General features: G+C 54.8%; 21 protein-coding genes. 5 read left to right on the top strand and 16 right to left on the bottom strand.

Going from position 1 to position 17,598, the window contains the following annotated elements; translation table 11 throughout:
* The first annotated feature begins 115 nt into the window (after positions 1–115).
* The gene (locus tag NMQ00_RS06795) at positions 116–985 is read left to right on the top strand and encodes a DMT family transporter (RefSeq protein ID WP_255178469.1); all 870 of its coding nucleotides are present in this window, start codon (positions 116–118) and stop codon (positions 983–985) included.
* Here NMQ00_RS06795 and NMQ00_RS06790 read toward each other — a convergent pair.
* The 3 genes from NMQ00_RS06790 to NMQ00_RS06780 form a co-directional block, all read right to left on the bottom strand.
* Positions 980–2,362: an MATE family efflux transporter gene (locus tag NMQ00_RS06790; RefSeq protein WP_255178468.1), complete on the bottom strand. Its 1,383-nt coding sequence runs from the start codon at positions 2,360–2,362 to the stop codon at positions 980–982. The genes NMQ00_RS06795 and NMQ00_RS06790 overlap by 6 nt on opposite strands.
* Before the next feature lie 81 nt (positions 2,363–2,443).
* A complete protein-coding gene (locus tag NMQ00_RS06785) occupies positions 2,444–3,697 on the bottom strand; it encodes a peptidase U32 family protein (protein ID WP_255178467.1) in 1,254 nt (417 codons plus the stop codon).
* A 10-nt stretch (positions 3,698–3,707) separates the two neighbouring features.
* Positions 3,708–4,610, bottom strand: a complete 903-nt coding sequence (locus tag NMQ00_RS06780) for a peptidase U32 family protein (protein WP_255178466.1) — start codon at positions 4,608–4,610, stop codon at positions 3,708–3,710.
* Positions 4,611–4,760: 150 nt separating this feature from the next.
* Here NMQ00_RS06780 and NMQ00_RS06775 point away from each other — a divergent pair, with 150 nt between their 5' ends.
* Complete coding sequence (locus tag NMQ00_RS06775) at positions 4,761–5,555, top strand: SDR family NAD(P)-dependent oxidoreductase (RefSeq protein WP_255178465.1); 795 nt, start codon at positions 4,761–4,763, stop codon at positions 5,553–5,555.
* A gap of 69 nt (positions 5,556–5,624) precedes the next feature.
* On the opposite strand, the gene NMQ00_RS06770 is transcribed toward NMQ00_RS06775, so the two are convergent.
* Genes NMQ00_RS06770 through rnz form a run of 7 tightly spaced genes read right to left on the bottom strand, consistent with a single transcriptional unit; the run spans position 5,625 to position 10,280 of the window.
* Positions 5,625–5,945, bottom strand: coding sequence for a hypothetical protein (locus NMQ00_RS06770; protein WP_255178464.1), 321 nt, complete (start codon positions 5,943–5,945; stop codon positions 5,625–5,627).
* Positions 5,946–5,980: 35 nt separating this feature from the next.
* Positions 5,981–6,526, bottom strand: coding sequence for a hypothetical protein (locus tag NMQ00_RS06765; protein WP_255178463.1), 546 nt, complete (start codon positions 6,524–6,526; stop codon positions 5,981–5,983).
* Positions 6,499–7,461: an ATP-binding cassette domain-containing protein gene (locus NMQ00_RS06760; RefSeq protein ID WP_255178462.1), complete on the bottom strand. Its 963-nt coding sequence runs from the start codon at positions 7,459–7,461 to the stop codon at positions 6,499–6,501. Before NMQ00_RS06760 ends, NMQ00_RS06765 begins: the two co-directional genes overlap by 28 nt.
* Positions 7,430–8,098 carry a hypothetical protein gene (locus tag NMQ00_RS06755; protein WP_255178461.1) on the bottom strand — a complete coding sequence of 223 codons (669 nt, stop codon included), beginning with the start codon at positions 8,096–8,098 and terminating at the stop codon, positions 7,430–7,432. Before NMQ00_RS06755 ends, NMQ00_RS06760 begins: the two co-directional genes overlap by 32 nt.
* Positions 8,076–8,468: a DUF4430 domain-containing protein gene (locus NMQ00_RS06750; RefSeq protein ID WP_255178460.1), complete on the bottom strand. Its 393-nt coding sequence runs from the start codon at positions 8,466–8,468 to the stop codon at positions 8,076–8,078. Before NMQ00_RS06750 ends, NMQ00_RS06755 begins: the two co-directional genes overlap by 23 nt.
* A gap of 14 nt (positions 8,469–8,482) precedes the next feature.
* On the bottom strand, positions 8,483–9,373 hold the full coding sequence (locus tag NMQ00_RS06745; RefSeq protein WP_255178459.1) for a hypothetical protein: 891 nt from the start codon (positions 9,371–9,373) through the stop codon (positions 8,483–8,485).
* Between the two features lies 1 nt (position 9,374).
* The gene (gene rnz / locus NMQ00_RS06740; RefSeq protein WP_255178458.1) at positions 9,375–10,280 is read right to left on the bottom strand and encodes a ribonuclease Z; all 906 of its coding nucleotides are present in this window, start codon (positions 10,278–10,280) and stop codon (positions 9,375–9,377) included.
* Between the two features lie 75 nt (positions 10,281–10,355).
* On the opposite strand from rnz, the gene NMQ00_RS06735 reads away from it, so the two are divergent.
* Positions 10,356–10,529 (top strand): hypothetical protein, encoded by a 174-nt coding sequence (locus tag NMQ00_RS06735; protein WP_255178457.1) that lies wholly within the window; start codon positions 10,356–10,358, stop codon positions 10,527–10,529.
* Between the two features lie 44 nt (positions 10,530–10,573).
* Here the strand turns inward: NMQ00_RS06735 and NMQ00_RS06730 are convergent, their stop codons facing one another.
* Positions 10,574–11,704, bottom strand: coding sequence for a M20/M25/M40 family metallo-hydrolase (locus tag NMQ00_RS06730; RefSeq protein WP_255178456.1), 1,131 nt, complete (start codon positions 11,702–11,704; stop codon positions 10,574–10,576).
* 179 nt (positions 11,705–11,883) lie between these two features.
* On the bottom strand, positions 11,884–12,873 hold the full coding sequence (locus NMQ00_RS06725; RefSeq protein WP_255178455.1) for an aromatic acid exporter family protein: 990 nt from the start codon (positions 12,871–12,873) through the stop codon (positions 11,884–11,886).
* A gap of 97 nt (positions 12,874–12,970) precedes the next feature.
* On the opposite strand from NMQ00_RS06725, the gene NMQ00_RS06720 reads away from it, so the two are divergent.
* A complete protein-coding gene (locus NMQ00_RS06720; protein ID WP_255178454.1) occupies positions 12,971–14,020 on the top strand; it encodes an N-acetylglucosaminidase in 1,050 nt (349 codons plus the stop codon).
* A 92-nt stretch (positions 14,021–14,112) separates the two neighbouring features.
* The gene (gene fadH / locus NMQ00_RS06715; protein ID WP_255178453.1) at positions 14,113–14,877 is read left to right on the top strand and encodes a 2,4-dienoyl-CoA reductase; all 765 of its coding nucleotides are present in this window, start codon (positions 14,113–14,115) and stop codon (positions 14,875–14,877) included.
* Positions 14,878–14,908: 31 nt separating this feature from the next.
* Here the strand turns inward: fadH and NMQ00_RS06710 are convergent, their stop codons facing one another.
* The 4 genes from NMQ00_RS06710 to NMQ00_RS06695 are packed head-to-tail and all read right to left on the bottom strand — an operon-like array spanning position 14,909 to position 17,588.
* Positions 14,909–15,496 carry an HD domain-containing protein gene (locus NMQ00_RS06710; protein ID WP_255178452.1) on the bottom strand — a complete coding sequence of 196 codons (588 nt, stop codon included), beginning with the start codon at positions 15,494–15,496 and terminating at the stop codon, positions 14,909–14,911.
* The gene (locus NMQ00_RS06705; RefSeq protein ID WP_255178451.1) at positions 15,496–16,170 is read right to left on the bottom strand and encodes a metal-dependent hydrolase; all 675 of its coding nucleotides are present in this window, start codon (positions 16,168–16,170) and stop codon (positions 15,496–15,498) included. Before NMQ00_RS06705 ends, NMQ00_RS06710 begins: the two co-directional genes overlap by 1 nt.
* A 39-nt stretch (positions 16,171–16,209) precedes the next feature.
* The gene (locus tag NMQ00_RS06700) at positions 16,210–16,932 is read right to left on the bottom strand and encodes an amino acid ABC transporter ATP-binding protein (protein WP_255178450.1); all 723 of its coding nucleotides are present in this window, start codon (positions 16,930–16,932) and stop codon (positions 16,210–16,212) included.
* Positions 16,929–17,588 carry an amino acid ABC transporter permease gene (locus NMQ00_RS06695; protein ID WP_034777942.1) on the bottom strand — a complete coding sequence of 220 codons (660 nt, stop codon included), beginning with the start codon at positions 17,586–17,588 and terminating at the stop codon, positions 16,929–16,931. The genes NMQ00_RS06700 and NMQ00_RS06695 overlap by 4 nt, the downstream gene beginning before the upstream one ends.
* Between the last annotated feature and the right edge of the window lie 10 nt (positions 17,589–17,598).

Genomic DNA, 17,598 nt, shown 5'->3' with positions numbered 1-17,598 from the left:
TTTCAAAGTCATCCGAAATCTCTTGTCGGAACGACACTTTCGAGAAAGAATGTATTTTCTTATCTATTCTATAATATCATTAGAAGAGTATGTACAACACAAAGGGGGATGTCTCTTGTCTTATCTTATCTTATTCGCCGCCGTCTTTTTCTTATCGACGAGCGTCTTGTTCGTCAAATGGACGTCCGCACCGGCCGAGACGGCCGCGTTTTACCGGATGCTGATTACGTGTCTGATGTTGTTGCCATTCGTCGACTTCAAGTCACTCCTCGGGACACGCCTCATGACGCGATATGCCTTGTTGCTCAGTGGGACGTTGCTCGCGTTTCATTTTTGGCTCTGGTTTTTATCGCTTGATTACACAACGGTCGCGAGCTCGACGCTGTTCGTCACCTCGAGTCCGATTTTTGTCTTAATCGGGAACGCCTTAATCTTTAAAAAGAATCCGACCCGGAAAGGTTTAGCGTTCGCGCTCATCGCTGTCTTAGGAGGCATGCTTGTCGCGGCAGGCGACATTCAACTCGGACGCGAAGCGCTGTTCGGGGACTTGCTTGCCTTAATCGCCGCTCTGCTCATCGCCGGCTATTGGCTCGTCGGCCAACACGTCCGGACCGAGATGAATACGAATACATACTCGTTCAGCGTCTATCTCGTGGCGACGGTCGTCCTCTGCTTCATGCTGCTCGTCCGGGGTACGACATTCACCGCGTTTGAATCGGTCAACTGGTGGTACTTCCTTGCCCTCGCCTTCTTCCCGACGATTTTAGGACATAATTTGTTCAACTATGCGCTCGCCCGTGTCAGTGCGACAGTCGTCAGTATCACCATTCTCGGGGAAGCGCTGTGGGGCATGCTGTTCGGATACGTCTTCTTCGAGGAACGCCTCGGCGTCATGCAATGGATCGGCGCGGCCGTCCTGCTCGGCGGGATTTACTTGTTCTTAAAAGAAGACGCCCGTTCGACAAGAACGGACGTCAGTTCATAAATTGGTTGCTTTCGCTTCGATTTCATCTTCCGACGGGCGGAACAAGAGCTTGCGATCCCAGACCGCCATCCCGACCGCTGTCAGGAAAGTCATCGCATCGGCGATCGGGAATGCGAGCCAGACGCCGAACACGCCGAAGAAGTTCGGCAGGATGAAGACGAGCGGAATCGTATAGAGCGTCTGTCTCGACAGCGACAAAAACATCGCGACCCGGGCCTTACCGAGCGATTGATAAATACCGTTTACGAGCATTTGCACGCTCGGGAGGAACGAGACAGCGAACAACACATGGATCGCCGTCACACCGCCGGCAATCAAGTTGGCGTCAGACGTGAACATGCGCATCAGCTGCTCCGGAATCAACTGGAGCGTCAGCCAAATGATAACGGCAATGGCAATTCCGGCCCGCATCGCCGTCCAAATCGTCTCGCGCATCCGGTCGAACTGTCTGGCCCCGAAGTTGTAGCCGACGATCGGTTGCATGCCTTGGACGATGCCCATGATCGGCATCCCGACGAGCGCCATGAATTTATTGATGATCGCGAAGATGGCAAGCTCCTCGGTGCCGCCATACGTCCCGAGCATAACGTTGACACCGACAAATAAAATCGACTGCGACACCATCATGATAAACGAGGACGATCCGATTGCCATGATCTCTTTCAACTCGCCGAACCGTAATCGAAACTTCCGCCACTGGAAATCGAGCTCGGTGCGGCGATTTTTTGCGAAGAAGAAGCGGAGCATGAGCACCGATCCGACGACTTGTGCGAGCGCCGTCGACCAAGCCGCCCCGTATATGCCCCAGCCAAACGTGAAGATGAACAGCGGCGTCGTCACCAAGTTGACGACGACGGTCGTAAGCATCACTTTCATCTGATAGGGAGCCTGCCCCTCGGCGCGCACCATCGCACTGGCAGCGAGCGTGAACATGAAGAACGGCGAGCTGATGAGCACGACCGATAAGTATTGTCGGCTCAATTCCATGATGGCCGACGTCGCCCCGAACACTGTCAAAATGTCATCCAGCATGAAAAAGGCGGAACTGACCGCGAAGGCCGCGAACACGCCGACGAGGACGAGCACGTTCAAGAACGTGACAGCGGCCCCGGCATCGTCGCCTTTGCCGAGTTTCCGTGAACTGATGGACGCCCCGCCTAGTCCGACCGCGCTCGAGACGGCCATGAGAATCATTTGAATCGGAAAGGCGATCCCGATGGCGGCCACAGCGGTTGCCCCGATGCCGCGGGCGACGAAGATCGTATCAATGATATTGTAGAGCGCCGTCACCAGCATGCCGATCATCGCCGGCAGCGACAGCTTGAACAGCAGGCGTCCGATCGGATCGGTCCGGAGCTGCTCCGTATTTTGATTCATGCTTCCATCCCCTTTGTCGTCTATGTTAATAGGTTAGCAAGATTGGATGGAACGGTCGACTATGTTGTCTTACCGGATGTGTCAGACCGGACTCGGGACCGGCGTACTCACGACGCCGGCTTTTCGCTTGCGCATGATGAAATCGGTCGCGACCGGTTGCTCGACTTTGACGCGCACTGTCATCATTGCCTGGTTCGCCGTCTCGAGTCTTTCTCCCGACTCATCGTACAGCTCATCGATCCGCTGCGAGAACCGGACGAAGCCAGGACCGAAGAACTCGACTTCTTCCCCGCGTCGGAAATGATTCCGCTGTTCGAGTGTCGCCATCTGTGTCGACGGCTCATACGAGATGACGCGTGCCGCGAACGCATATTGCGGGATGGCGCGCGGCTTGCCGAACAGTTGCTCGTTCTCGGTCGGGACACCATAATAGAACCCGGTCGCGAGCTCTCGCTGCGCCGCTTTCCAAATCTCTTCTTCCCACGCCGGATCGAACTCGAACCCTTCAGGATCAGCACAGTAGGCATCGATGACTTGACGATAGACGTTACAGACCGTCGCCACATAGTGAATCGATTTCATCCGGCCCTCGATTTTCAAGCTGTCGACGCCCGCGTCGACCAAGTCCGGGATGTGGCGCACCATCGCCAAATCGACCGAGCTCATCGAGAACGGTTCCTCATCGCGTGCCGCCATCTCTTCGGTCAACAGCTCGTCCGCCTCGAAGAAACCATATTTCCAACGACATGACTGGGCACAACCACCACGGTTCGCATCTCGGAGCGCCATATGGTTCGATAAGGTGCAACGGCCCGAATAGGAGATGCACATCGCCCCATGGACGAACGTCTCGATTTCGACATCGACTTGCCGCTTCATCTCTTTGATTTCTTCCATCGATACTTCACGCGCAAGGACGATCCGCTCCAACCCTTCCTCTTGCCAAAAACGGAGCGTCTCATAGTTTGTCGCCGATGCCTGCGTCGACAAGTGGACCGGAAGTCCCGGTGCATCCGTGAGACATACCTCGATCATGGCCGGATCGGAGACGATGACGGCATCGATGCCGATGTCACGAAGTTTACAAAAGAACTCGCCCGCGCCATCGATGTCCCCTTCATGCGTCACCATATTCGCGGCGACGTATACTTTCGCCCCACGTTCATGGGCGAACGCGACGCCTTCGGTCATCTCGTCGTACCCGAAGTTGCCGGCCCGGGAGCGGAGCCCGAACTGTTGCCCCCCGATGAAGACCGCATCGGCCCCGTATAAGATCGCCATCTTCAATTTCTCCAAATTCCCGGCTGGTGCTAATAATTCTGGACGTTTTTTCATCTCGGTTCCCTCACTTGATCTCTTCTGGATTTCGTAACAACAATCCGGTTCCGAGCCGGAATTGTTCAGGTTGGAGTTCGGCGAGGCGCCGCTCCATGACGTGGCGGTCGAACCGCCCGTTCAATAGATCTGACCTGGCCTTGTCGAACAGGCGGACGATGTCGACGAACGCATCTCCCGCATGCCACCCTTCGAGTTTCCACGTGTGTAACCCGCCCTTCAAGAGCGCGGGCAGTTGACCCATGAGCGTCAAATCTTCAGAGAAGACGTGCGTGCCGTTGTCGTCTTGATAGACTGGATAGCGACTGTCCGCATCCGAAGGTTCGCTCATATAATACTCACGTGCTTCTGCCAACGTGTTCGACCGGCCAATCTCATTGAAGTAGTTCGTCAAGAGCGGACGTTTCGAATGATGGATGCACGTCGGGCCATACACTTGCACCTCGACCGGCAACCCAATCTGTTGTTGGATCATCCCGAGTTCGGTGAGCGTCACTTCACGGGCCGCAACCGCGCCGATGGCGTCACGTTTACCCCAAAACTGAATGTGTCGCGCCGACGTGACGAGCGTTTGAGCATCATACCAATAGGGGATATTGGCATTACGGATTATGCGGATAGCGCCCGGGTCACCGGCCGTCACACTGTCGACCCCGATCGCCTTGAGTTCCTGCAAATACTCAGGGAGCGTCTCGATTTGCTCGTTATGCATCAAATTATTGACGGCGACCGTCACTTCTTTGCCGTATCGGTGGGCGACGGCTGTGACTTCTCGCACAGCCGGGAGCGACCAGTCACCTTTGTGGCGTAACCCGTATTTTGAATCTCCGATATAGATGCGGTCGGAGCCCGCCATGATTAGCGCCTCTGCTTGCTCGACGCTTTGTGCCGTAGTCACTAGCTGAATCATCATCTGGTTTCTTCTCCTCACTTTGTGAGCCTAATCACATATTCTCGCTATACTCTAGCACACGTTTTGATGTGGTGGCCGGGCAGGAATTTAACAACTCGTGAAGAAATCAGTAACAATGTATGACTTTTTACATCGAAGGAGTGGACGATTTTGACAAAAACCGCCTTAATTACTGGAGCCTCGACCGGAATTGGCCTCGACCTTGCCGTCTTGGCGGCCCGGGACGGGTTTGACTGTATCCTCGTGTCTCGCAATGAGCCCCGTCTGCACGAATTGAAAAAAGTACTCGAGAAGCGGTATCGCGTCGATGTACACGTGTTCGCCCTCGACTTGTCTGAACACCAGGCCGCAAAACGGTTGACGAGCGCGATTAGCGACGCGGGACTAACAGTCGACTTTTTAATCAACAACGCCGGTTTTGGGACGGCCGGTGAGTTCATCGACCTCGACGCCGAGACCGAGGCTGAAGAGGTCCGCTTGAACGTCAACGCCTTGACGGAACTGACGAAAGCCTACTTACCCGGCATGGTCGAGCGAAATCATGGCTATGTCTTGAACGTCGCCTCGGTCGCCGCTTTCCAGCCCGGTCCATACATGGCTGTCTATTACGCGACGAAAGCGTACGTGTTATCCCTCACCGAGGCACTCCATACCGAAGTGAAAGGGACAGGCGTGAACGTGAGCGTCCTGTGCCCCGGACCGACCGATACCGGTTTCTTCAACCGGGCCGGCAGTGAGATGATGGTGTCGAAAATGCCTTCCCACCTCGTCGCCTTCTTCGGCTATAAGGGTGTCATGAACAACAAGCGCGTGATCGTTCCCGGCGTCTCGAACCAATTGCTCGTCGCCGCGACCAAACTCATGCCGCGGGCGGTCAGCCTGGAGATTTTGCGCCGGTTCCAAAAACCGTCGGATGCCGGAACGGAAGACGTGCCGACAGCCTGACAATCGTATTCAACAAAAAAGGAGGAGGTTCCCGATGCGGGACCTCCTCCTTATACGTGTCATGAAATTTCAATGCCGAGCCAACTGCACCATCCGTCGAATCAGCGAAACACCCGGGATGCACACCATCAGAGCCGTCGCGACGACGACCGACCAGGCCAATACGCTCTCGAGCGTGACCGCTCGTTCGGTCAGCCCGTCAAGGACGCGTCCCCCTTGGACGGACAGGACGATCATAAGCGCAGGCCATACACTCGCGCCGAGAATGCTCAGCATCCCGTAGCGCGTTCGAATGAGACGACGGGACATCAACAATAAATTGAGTCCCATAAACAATAGACCGATGAAAAGGAACCAGCCAATTTCAACTAGATTGACGTATCCGTTCATGCACGCGTCACCTCACTCGGTGTGATACCTACTAGTTACCCGTCTTCTCGTACAAATATGCGGACGAAGAGATCGTGCAATAAGACGAGAAAGACGACATTCCCGATGCCATGGGCCGTATCGAACGGCAAACTGAGCACGAGCAATTTGAAGAAATCGACCCCAATCACTTCGGCGAAGGACAGGTTGGCCGTCCACCCGAACAAATAGCCGGCTCCGAGACCGACGGCGGCAAGAAACCATCGGGAGCGACTTAGTAACGGCTTCAGGACCGTGACGACAGCGACGACGAAAAGCCACCCTAAAAATTGAAAGAGGACGAACGGGCCGATGCCGAGCAACAGCCCCGATAAGATCGGGACGAACAGAGCAAGCATCGCCGCACTCGTAAATCCAAAATAAAGGGCCGTCAGCATGAGCAGCGCCGTCGACGGTTGTACGTTCGGGATGGCCACGAACAGCCAGCGCCCGATGACCGCGAGGGCGAGAATTTGTGTCAAGACGGCAATCGGGACGTCAATCCGTTCGAACCTCGACATGACCCCCGCCGCAATCAAGAGGATGATGACATATGTGACCATAGCGCACTCCGTTTCATATACTCACTGCGGTCGCCATCAAAGACGAGCGCCCCGTTCGACAGACAGATGATCCGGTCCGCCGTCTTGATCAACTGCTCGTCATGGGTGGCGCATATGATGTGCGCCGTCTCGGCCTTCTCGCTTAGCGCCCGCTCAAAATCGCGCCGTTCCAGTTCCGTCAGCCCGACGGTAGGTTCATCAAGCAATAAGAGCGAGGCTTCGGAAGCGAACACGGCTTGCAGTTGAGCGAAGCGACGATTCGTGGCATGTGGGAACGGCCCATACTCTTGATCAGCCGGTAAATAGACCGGGCGCTCTGACCATTTGACTTTCCCATACAAGGGACGCACGCTTTTCGCAATCAGCTCGAGCAACGTCGACTTGCCGCTGCCGTTCGTGCCGATACAGACGGTCAAACCAGGCCCTCTCGTTTCGTAAGATACATGTTCGACCGCGTAAGACGCTTGTAGCGGGTGCCGATATGACACATCGTTCACGTCGAGGTGCGGTGAGGTAATCGTTTTGGCGACGAGGAACCTGTCAGCGACGCCACGTTCTCTTGCTCGATCCGTATAGGCGATTCGAACACCGAGGTTTGTCAATCTTCGAAGCAGCATCGATAAGTGCTCACTCCGAAATCGATCAAGGTGTCGAAACGGTTCAATCAAGACGAGCGCCTCCGTCGACTTGCTGAGCGCATAAGCAATCCGGACGAGTTGTCGTTCCCCGCTCGAACATTCATCGAACCTTTTATGGAACAGATGATCGATTTGGAGAAGGGCGGCCAACTCCGCTCCTCGGAGGGCGTCGCCTTCTGAAATGAGCGAGGCGACCTTGCCTGCGAGCGGCGTATCAAGATGGACGATTTTAGCCTGTTCTGTCCGAACCCAGTCATCTAATACTTCATGACCGTCTGTCAAGGATAACCAGCGCATCGCGCACCCCTCCCTTCGTCAAATATGGATACAGCAACCAAACGACCGGAGTTCCTAAAGAAGCGGCCGCCGCGAAACCGAGCAAGACAAGGCATTGGACCGTGTCATGCCGTTCAAAGCGTCGCATTCGATTCGTCACATACACCGGTTCAAAGCGTTGGCTGTCAATCCCGACAACGATCGCCTCTTGCCACTCGCGCCTCGGATGGCTCGCGATAGATAGTCGCACCGCTCGCTCCATCGACGGCACGAGCGCCCAGCCCCCATAGAGCAGCCGTGTCGAACGCGGCCATCTGTTCAAGAACGGAAGTAACCGTTCGAGTCGCATGAATCGGTTCACCCAAATCATGCCGAACAAGAACGTCGATAACGGAATCAATTGATTCGTGACGCCCGCGAGAGAAACGTTCCAGCCGAAGATGATTGGAGCAAACGAAATCAACACGAACGCGACCAACACACCGAGCATCGTCAGTGGAAATCGTCGCTCAATCAATAACAAACCGAACAGACCGACAAGGAGCCAAACTGAGTCATTTACGTAGGTCAGGATATACAGATGGGCAATTAAGAAGAAAAGGAGCGTGACCGGATGTCTACGCTCCCAATCCGCCTCATTCGAAGAAAGAAATCGCATCTTCTTCAAAACGCCATTGAATGATATCGGTCGATTCGACTTGTTTGGCTCCGGCGCCTTCATCACCCGGACTACCGTTAAAGGCGTAGACCCAGCCCGACGATTGACCAGCCGACTTCTCTTGGATGCCGTCGATCGCCGTCACATAGGTCATCTCCCCGCTGCCGACCGATTCGATGTCGAGTTCGGTCGCTTCGAGCGCATCTAGCACCGTCGCCCCGTCCTCTAAACAAACGCTCTTCTCATGGAACAACGTCTCTTCGGTCGAAGCGTCATAAACGGAAATCGTTGGTTCGACGTCACAGGTCGCATTTTCGTTCGACGGTTCTTCCCCGCCGCAAGCGGTCAACAGTGGGACGAGTAAACTCATCAGGAGCAGTTTTTTCATTGATCGGTCAAATCCTCTCGTTGATGGATAGAATAATTGTATAGGATCGTATATTTTTCACCAGTCGTTCGGCCTTCTCGGGTAAGCCCCGACAATTGGATACTGTTCGCAAGCACGGGTTCCCGTTGCAACCAGAATTTGACGAGTCGGCGGTCACGATTGATCATGAGCATCGACTCGTTCTCGAACGTATACATGTCGTACAGCCCGTCAAATGAGAACTGGAGAAGCGGTGCATCGACTCGGTCCGCGAATTCAGACCAAGGGGTGTCGCGCACGGCATCGAGCATATGTTCAAAGTCGACGAGCTTCTCGAAAAACGCACTTCCGGAATCCGAGTTCAGTTCGTCGACTTGACGATACGACAACTCGCCGGACTCATTATAGTTGATTCGAATCTGTTGAAACGAGTTCGAGCGCTCGACCATGAGCAGATACTCGAGCGAGCGGAGGTCACCGTCCTCGGTGAACACCATCTTGCTCCGGTCGAGCTTAATCGAATCGCTATTGATGCGGCGCAAGATATTGTCCGTCATCCGGTCAAATGTATCGTCTTGAATCGACACCGCCCCGATTTGTTGCGACTCGGCCCGAAACTCAGATTGATCAAACAACGGGACGAATAAGAGCACGATGAAGAAAAAGAAACCGACGAGCGCGCCGTACCATTTGTAGCGACTGTTCCGCTTCGGAAAAAATAAGAATGACATGAGAAAACCAATCGGGATATGGAACCCGCCAATCGGAAACGAGACGATCCCGAGCAAAGAGAAAAATAAAAATTTAAAGAAAAAGTTCGGTTCAGGTTCTTTCAGTTGATTCAAGCGTAAACCTAGCAACGTACTGATGACAAAAAAACCAAGCCATACATATAGTTGTACTGTCACGTTAATCCCCCACTGTATACTCGAAGAAGTCATTGGCGACTAAGCTATTTTGGAACACGGACCGGACTTCGTCTAAAAATTCATCTTCCCGCCCTTGATAGCGGGCCGAGATATGGGTGACGATCAAGCGTCCAGCTTGAACCGTCTTCGCGAGCGTCGCCGCCTCGACCGTCGTCGAGTGACCGTATTGACGGGCCAGCTTTGCCTCTCCGTGCATGAACGTCGCTTCGTGGACGAGCACATCGACTCCTTCAGCAAGGACAGCGGCGTTTGGACATGGGACCGTATCCCCTAGAATCGCCACGACCGGTCCTGGGACCGCGTCAGTGACGTATTCTTTAGAGGCGTAGGTTTTCCCTTCAAACTCGAACGTGTCAGACTGCTTGATCGTCCGATAAATCGGTCCGCTCGGGATGCCGAGCGCCTTCACTTTGTCGACGAGCAATGCGCCCGGTCGTTCCGGCGCTTCAATACGGAATCCGTACGACGGGAAGCGATGGTCGAGTCGTTTGACGATGACGAGGTGACCGTCCTGTTCGAACGTATCGCCGTCCTCGTACTCGACAATCGTCAAGTCATAGCCGAGATAAGAACCCGTCACTTTCATCGTCAACTCGAGCCATTTCTTGATGCCTTTCGGTCCGTAAAGCGTGAGCGGGCTCGACCCGTCGAGCGCTGAACGCGTCGACAAGAACCCGGGCAGACCGAAGACGTGATCGCCGTGAAGGTGTGTCACCCAAACGGCGGAGACTTTGCGCGGTTTTACTTTCGTATGCAGCATCTGGTGCTGCGTCGCCTCGCCACAATCGATGAGCCACGTCTGTTTCGCAAGCGTGACTGCCAACCCGGAGACGTTCCGTTGTTTCGAGGGCATACCAGAGCCAGTTCCTAAAAATTGTAACTTCATAAATGATAATGTCCTTTCTTGTCGTCCATTCCATGCTATACTGTAGGCAATCGTTGATAAAGGATGTGATCCGTGATGAAGAAAGTTGAACATTCCGACTCGATCTATCAACAGATCCGGGAACGGGCGACTTCAATGAATCGCAAACACCAACAAGAATCAGGCACCTCAATCCACATTCACGACATAGCGATGGAACTTCACTGTTCAGACGAACTCGTTTTGGAATCGTTGGAGTTCGCCGCATAATCACTCGAACACATAGGAAGAGCCGACATCACGTCGGCTCTTTTTCATTTCGTTTTCGGTGTCGCGACGTGCTCGACAATTTGAACGACATATTCAACCAACTTGTATAGCTCGACGAGTGGCATGCGCTCGTTCGTCGTATGAATCTCTTCATAACCGACAGCGAGGTTGACGGTCGGAATTCCGCCGCCAGCGATGACGTTCGCGTCTGAACCGCCGCCAGAATGTAAGATGCGTGTCGGGCGTCCGATCGCCGCTGCCGCCGCTTTCGCGACCTCGACGACTTCGTCCCCTTCCTCGAACTTGAAGCCTGGGTACATGATGTCGATGTCGACCTCAGCTCGGCCACCGTGTGTGGCTGCCGCCTCGATATACGCTTGTTTCATCGACTCGGCTTGGGCTTCCATTTTTTCGTGGATGAGCGACCGCGCTTCGGCGAGCACCTCGACGTAATCACAGACGATGTTCGTGGCACGACCGCCTTCGAACCGTCCGATGTTCGCCGTCGTCTCGTCATCGATTCGGCCGAGCTGCATCTTCGCGATCGCCTTCGCCGCGATTTGAATCGCCGAAACCCCTTTCTCAGGAGCGACACCGGCGTGCGCCGTCTTACCGTAAATTCTAGCGTTCACTTTCGCCTGGGTCGGGGCTGCGACGATGATGTCGCCGACCGGGCCGTCCGAGTCGAGCGCGAAACCGAACTTCGCATCGATTTTCGACAAATCGAGCACTTTCGCCCCGACGAGACCTGATTCTTCCCCGACCGTGATGACGAACTGGATTTGTCCGTGCGGGATCGCTTGTTCCGTCAAGACACGGACAAGCTCGATCATCGCCGTCAAACCGGTTTTATCATCAGCGCCGAGGATGGTCGTCCCGTCCGTCACGACGTAGCCGTCTTGAATGCTCGTCTTGATGCCCTTACCTGGGGTGACCGTGTCCATGTGCGCCGTGAAATAAATCGGATCGACGCCTTGTTTCGTCGCCGGTAGCGTGATGATGAGGTTGTTACCTGAATGAGCCGTTTTCGTCGATGCGTCGTCCTCATAGACGTCACATCCGAGCTCTGTGAAGACCGCCTTCAAATGCTCACAGATGACTGCTTCTTCTTTCGTCTCTGAGTCGATCCCGACCAGTTGTAAAAATGTGTCAAGCACTCGTTTCTCGTTTACCATGAAAACATCCCTCCATCCAAACATTTCTAGGTTATTATAACAAACTCGTGCCATTTGCACGAACCTTTTCCATTCTGTACAATGAGGACAAACACATTTGGAGGAACGTCATGAGTAATAAACAGAAAAAGCGGCAACGCATCATTCAAATCGGAGTCGTCGTCATCGTGTCCATCTTTTTATTGAGCACGTTTTTGTCGGGGATGGCCATGTTCCTGTAACAACAGAATATAGCGCTCTTTCAAAATCAAGTAGCTCTTCACATCAGACAAGATATTGAGCAGCGATGAACGTACCTCAAATTCCTCACGTGACGTGGGGAGGGGTACGTTTTTTCGATAGTGCTCGATCGTCTCCTCGAGCTCCCGCAGGTACGTCGAGGCGTCGGCTTGCTGGTTGACGTTGTCACCGACGAGTCGAAGGAACGTCGCGACCGGTTTGGCCTCATTGACGACGAGCGTGATCTCCCGCGAGTTCTCGGCGATGCGTTTCAAGATATCATATTGCCGCTCCCGCATCCGGAAGTACAAATAATCCATGTCCTCGTTCCGCTTGCCGATCGAATTTCCCATCCGGCGAAGCGCAAGATCTTTCCCTTGCTTCAAATAATCCCGTGTCTTCAAGAGCATCATCGAATGGTCGTTATAGACGCCCGTCTCGACACAGGCGGCCACATCATAAAAATGGACGGCGAGGGCCCGATCGATATTGTCCTTGATGCGTTCGATCTCTTTATCGAGCGTCGGCATATACATATTGACGATGAGCCCGACCCCGACCCCGATGGCGATCAGTAACAGTTCGTTCACGAACAAATCGAGCGAGAACCGTCCTTCCGTATACAGATGGGTCAAGATGACGACACTCGTGATCATGCCGTCTTGCAGTTTGAGCTGTTGAACGAGCGGGATGAACATGACAAAATAAAGTGTGAGCGTCGCTGGCGAATAGCCGAGCAAGGTGAACATCAACGCACCCATGCCGATGGCGATCAAGCTGGCCATGACCCGTTCATAGGAGGCCCGAAACGACTTTTTCCGCGTCTCCTGAATACTGAGGATAGCGATGATGGCTGCGAAGACGTAGTAATCGAGATGGATCGTCTCCGAGATGAGCATGGCAATCCCGGCTGCTGCCGCCGTCTTGAGCGTACGTGATCCGATTTTCATATTATCTCCTCCTCTCTCACAAAATTGTTCACTAGTTTCTTCCGTTTGGCAATCCATATGTTTGGAAGTGATCGTATTGAAAAGAAAGAAACGCGGCGTGGTTCCCACGCTGCTCATCCTCGCCCTCGCCATCGTCGGCTTCCTTTGGCTCCAAGATCGTCCGAGCGGGTCGTATACCGTTCAGACCTATGAGGAGGGGGACGTTTCGACCCGGGCGTTTGAGTCGCTCGATGAGGCACGCGCCTACATGGCACGCGGGGGCAACCGCGCCCTACTCGATGCGTCAGGGGACGTCATCGATTTCACGGGTACTGGAATCGCGGTCACCCCGACCGACCGAATCACCAACCTATACCAGGACGCCGAGTTTAAGAAACGACAGTCCTATGTCGCCGGTGGAACCCGTCTCCGACTCATGCAGACGGGCGACAAGCATTTGTTGGTGACTATCTCCGGGGCCGATGTCTACGTGAAGCCCGCCGACATGACGCTTTACCCAGACGCCGTCGTTGAGCGTCGAGGCTTCTACCAGATGCGGGACGGCCAAGTGTTCCATACCGTCGAGGCGAATGGAAATTTGGCCGGGACGTTTCTCGTCGGACCGGCACCGGACGAGTCGTCAGACCGAATATATACGGAGAATGTGCGCGATGTGTTCGATTCGCCGTATCAATTCGCTTCAATCGCTTCGAAGGCACCGTATTCGGCTCGCGAGCTCGACGCATTCCTCGGCTCACTCGATGACAGCCCGCTCGCCGGGAAAGGCGATGCCTTCAAGGACGCCGAGGCCGAATTTGGCATCAACGCCTTGTTCCTCATGGCCGTCGCCGGGCACGAATCGGGGTTCGGAACGTCTGCCATCGCCAGGGAAAAGAATAACTTGTTCGGCTTCCAAGCGACCGACAACGACCCGAGCGGTAATGCGGCCTCTTATCGATCCGTCGAGGCGAGCATCGATGCGGCCGCTCGACTATTCGCTGAAAAATACGTGACCGGCGATTACGACCGTGGTCCGTTTCCTGGCAATAAACAAGAAGGTGTCAACGTCTTTTACGCCTCGGACCCATATTGGGGCGAGAAAGTCGCCGGGACGATGTATCGCATCGACCGCGAACTTGGATTGACTTATTTAGAACAGCTCAAATGACGGCCCCCGCGGCCGTCATTTTTTTGCAGGAATCCCGATGCAGGTCAGCGAATACCTAAATGAACGACCATTCATTTTAAAGGGGGATTTGTATGAAAACGATTTGGATCACAGGCGGCTCATCGGGGATGGGCAAAGCGATGGCCTTAAAATTCAAGACGGAGGGATGGAACGTCGCCATCAGCGGCCGGAACGAGGAGCGGTTACAAGAAGCGATGGGTGAGCTCGAGGCTATCGGGGCCGGAGCAGCCATCGCCGTTCAACACGATGTACGTGACTATGAGGCGTGCACGCAAGCACTCGACCAAATCAGCGAACGGTTAGGTCCGGTGCATGCGCTCGTCAACAATGCGGCCGGCAACTTCGTCTGTCCGACGCTCGACTTGACGCCGAACGGTTGGACGAGCGTCATCGATATCGTCTTGAACGGGACGTTCAATTGCACGCACGTCCTCGGCAAGCATTGGGAACGGGAGCAGTTGCGGGACGGCTCCATCATCAATATGGTCGCCTCCTACGCCTGGCAAGCGGGCGCCGGTGTCGCACCGAGCGCGGCCGCCAAAGCCGGCGTACTCAATTTGACGCGAACGCTCGCCGTCGAATGGGGGTATCAGTTCGGGGCGCGCGTCAACGCGATCAGCCCTGGCCCGATCGAGCGGACCGGTGGTGCCGACAAACTCGCCGTCCACGTCAAAGAGGTCGAACGGATCCGTCGCAACGTGCCGCTCGGACGGTTCGGGACACCGGAAGAGATTGCCGACCTCGCCTTTTGGATGGCATCGGACGAGATGCGCTACTTGAACGGAGAATGTATCTCGCTCGACGGTGGCCATTGGCTCAATAAACATCCGTTCTAACAAAAAACGGCCGAGGGATTCCTCGGCCGTTTCATATGTCTTGCCCCGTCCATTCCGCTTCGAATCGGTCCAAAAATGTGACCATAAAGGCGTGGCGTTCCCGGGCGATTTGGCGTGCCCGTTCCGTATGCATCTGATTCGCGAGCCGAAACAGTTTGGCGTCGAAATGAGCGACCGCGCTCGTTGGATCATGCTCTCCATAGAGGGAACTGCCTCGCGAACCCGCAAATTGGAACGTCCGAGCGATGCCGATCGCCCCGATCGCGTCGAGCCGGTCCGCATCTTGCAGGATGGCACTCTCCCGTGTCGACGGATCTGTTTGCTTCGAGAATGATGTCTCGCCGATGATCGTCAGGACGTGCTCCCGTCGATCCGGATCGAGCGCTAACGTGTCCAGGTGACGCGCGACGAGCCCTGCCTCGCGACCGAGCTTCTCATCCTCGACGTCGTGCAAGAGCGCCGCGAGCGTCAAGACGAGACCGTCGACCGCTTCCCCTTCCGCGAGATGAATCGCCAAGCGGCGTACCCGTTCAAGGTGGGCCATGTCATGACCGGTATGGTCTCCGGCATGTAGCGTCGCCACGTACCGTTCGGTCTCGAGTACCGCTGGATGCGTCATCAAATCTCGATCGTCGTGTTCGGCTCGATCAAGAGACCACGTTGGTGCAATTGATCGCAGAACGCCCGAGCGTCTTGTTTGATCGGTGGGAACGTGTCGAAGTGGATCGGGACGACCCGTTTCGCTTGAAGCCAGTGTGCGGCATCGAGCGCATCGACCGGTCCCATCGTGAAGTTGTCTCCAATCGGGAGGAAGGCGACGTCGATATCGAAGCGTTCCCCGTACAGTTTCATATCGGAGAACAACGCCGTGTCTCCGGCGTGGTACAACGTGAGTGCATCCGCTTCGATGATAAAGCCTCCCGGCATGCCCATATAGACGGGCACATCACCCATGTCAAGGCTCGAGCTATGGAACGCCTGCGTCATCGTGACGCGACCGAACGGAAACGGATGACCGCCTCCGATGTTCATACCGTGGACCGAATAACCTTTCTTCTCATAATATGTCGCCAGTTCGTGCGTCGCGACAATCGTCGCACCCGTCTGTTTCGCAATCAGCTCCACGTCTTCGATATGGTCAAAATGAGCGTGGGTGAGCAACAGATAATCTGCCTTGACGGTCGCCGGGTCGACGTCCGTATGCGGATTGCTCGTCAAAAACGGATCGATTAAGACAGACGTCCCGTCGAGATCGAGGTGTACAGTCGCATGGCCATAGTATGTGATCTTCATCGAAATCCTCCCTTTCTGATATCAGATGGAACGTTTCAGTTACAAGACTTTCTCTAAGAATCGTTTCGCGCGGTCGGTCTGCGGATTGAGGAGCAGGTCGGCCGGTTTGCCTTCCTCCATCAAGATACCTTCGTCGAGGAAGAGGACGCGATCCGCCACTTCGCGGGCAAAGCCCATCTCGTGCGTGACGACGACCATCGTCATCCCTGAATCGGCGAGTCCTTTCATGACGTCGAGCACTTCGTTGACCATCTCTGGGTCGAGCGCCGATGTCGGCTCATCGAACAACATGACGTTCGGCTCCATGGCGAGCGCCCGGGCGATGGCGACACGTTGCTTTTGTCCGCCCGACAGTTGGCTCGGGTACGCGTCAATCTTCTCAGACAATCCGACGCGCTCTAGCAGTTTCTTCGCCCGTTCGACCGCTTCGGCCTTGCTCACTTTCAACACATTGATCGGCGCGTACGTCAAGTTGTCGAGCACGTTCATATGCGGGAACAAATTGAACTGTTGGAACACCATCCCGATATTTTGCCGTGCTTTCGAGACGTTGGCGCCTTTCTTCGTCAACTCATAGCCGTCGACGCTGACCGTCCCGCTTGTCGGCACCTCGAGCATGTTCAAGCAACGGAGGAACGTCGATTTCCCGGAACCTGAGGGACCGATGACGGCGACGACTTCCCCTTTCTCAATCGATGTCGTAATGCCTTTGAGGACCTCGAGGTCGCCAAATTGTTTGTATAAATCATTTACTTGTATCATCTGCCATCACTCTTTCTAAGCCGTTTTTCTAGACGTTGACCAAGATACGTCAACACCATCACTATTGTAAAGTATATCACACCGGCAAACAGGAGCGGTTCAAAGTAGATCGCCTTTTGCCCACCGACGATTTGCGCCCGGCGCATGATGTCGAGCACGCCGACCGTCGAGACGAGCGCCGATTCTTTCGTGAGCGTGATCATCTCATTGACGAGGGCCGGCAAGATGTTTTTAAACGCCTGCGGCAAGATGATCGACCGTAATTGTTTGACGTACGGGACGCCGAGCGCGTCCGATGCTTCCCACTGCCCTTTATCGACCGCTTGAATCCCGGCCCGGATGATTTCCGAGATATAGGCTGCCGAGTTGAGCGAGAAGGCGATGACGGCCGACTGATACGGCGTCGTGATGTAACCGGTCAACTGCGGCAAACCGAAGTGGATGATCGCGAGTTGCAAGATGAGCGGTGTTCCGCGGAATACGGCCGTATAGGCGTGTCCGATAAAATTGACGAGCCGGTTCGGGACGATTTTGAATGTGGCGACGACGACCCCGAGCGTGATCCCGAGCAAGGCCGAGACGAGCACGACTTGGAACATGACCGGGATCCCTTCGAGAATATACGGGATAGAATCATAAATCCGACTAAAATCCATTGTGAGTTCC

The sequence above is a fragment of the Exiguobacterium aurantiacum genome, from assembly GCF_024362205.1.
GTDB lineage: Bacteria > Bacillota > Bacilli > Exiguobacteriales > Exiguobacteriaceae > Exiguobacterium > Exiguobacterium aurantiacum_B.
Note: the sequence above shows the minus strand (reverse complement) of the source record. Positions and strands in the feature narration are given on the sequence as shown.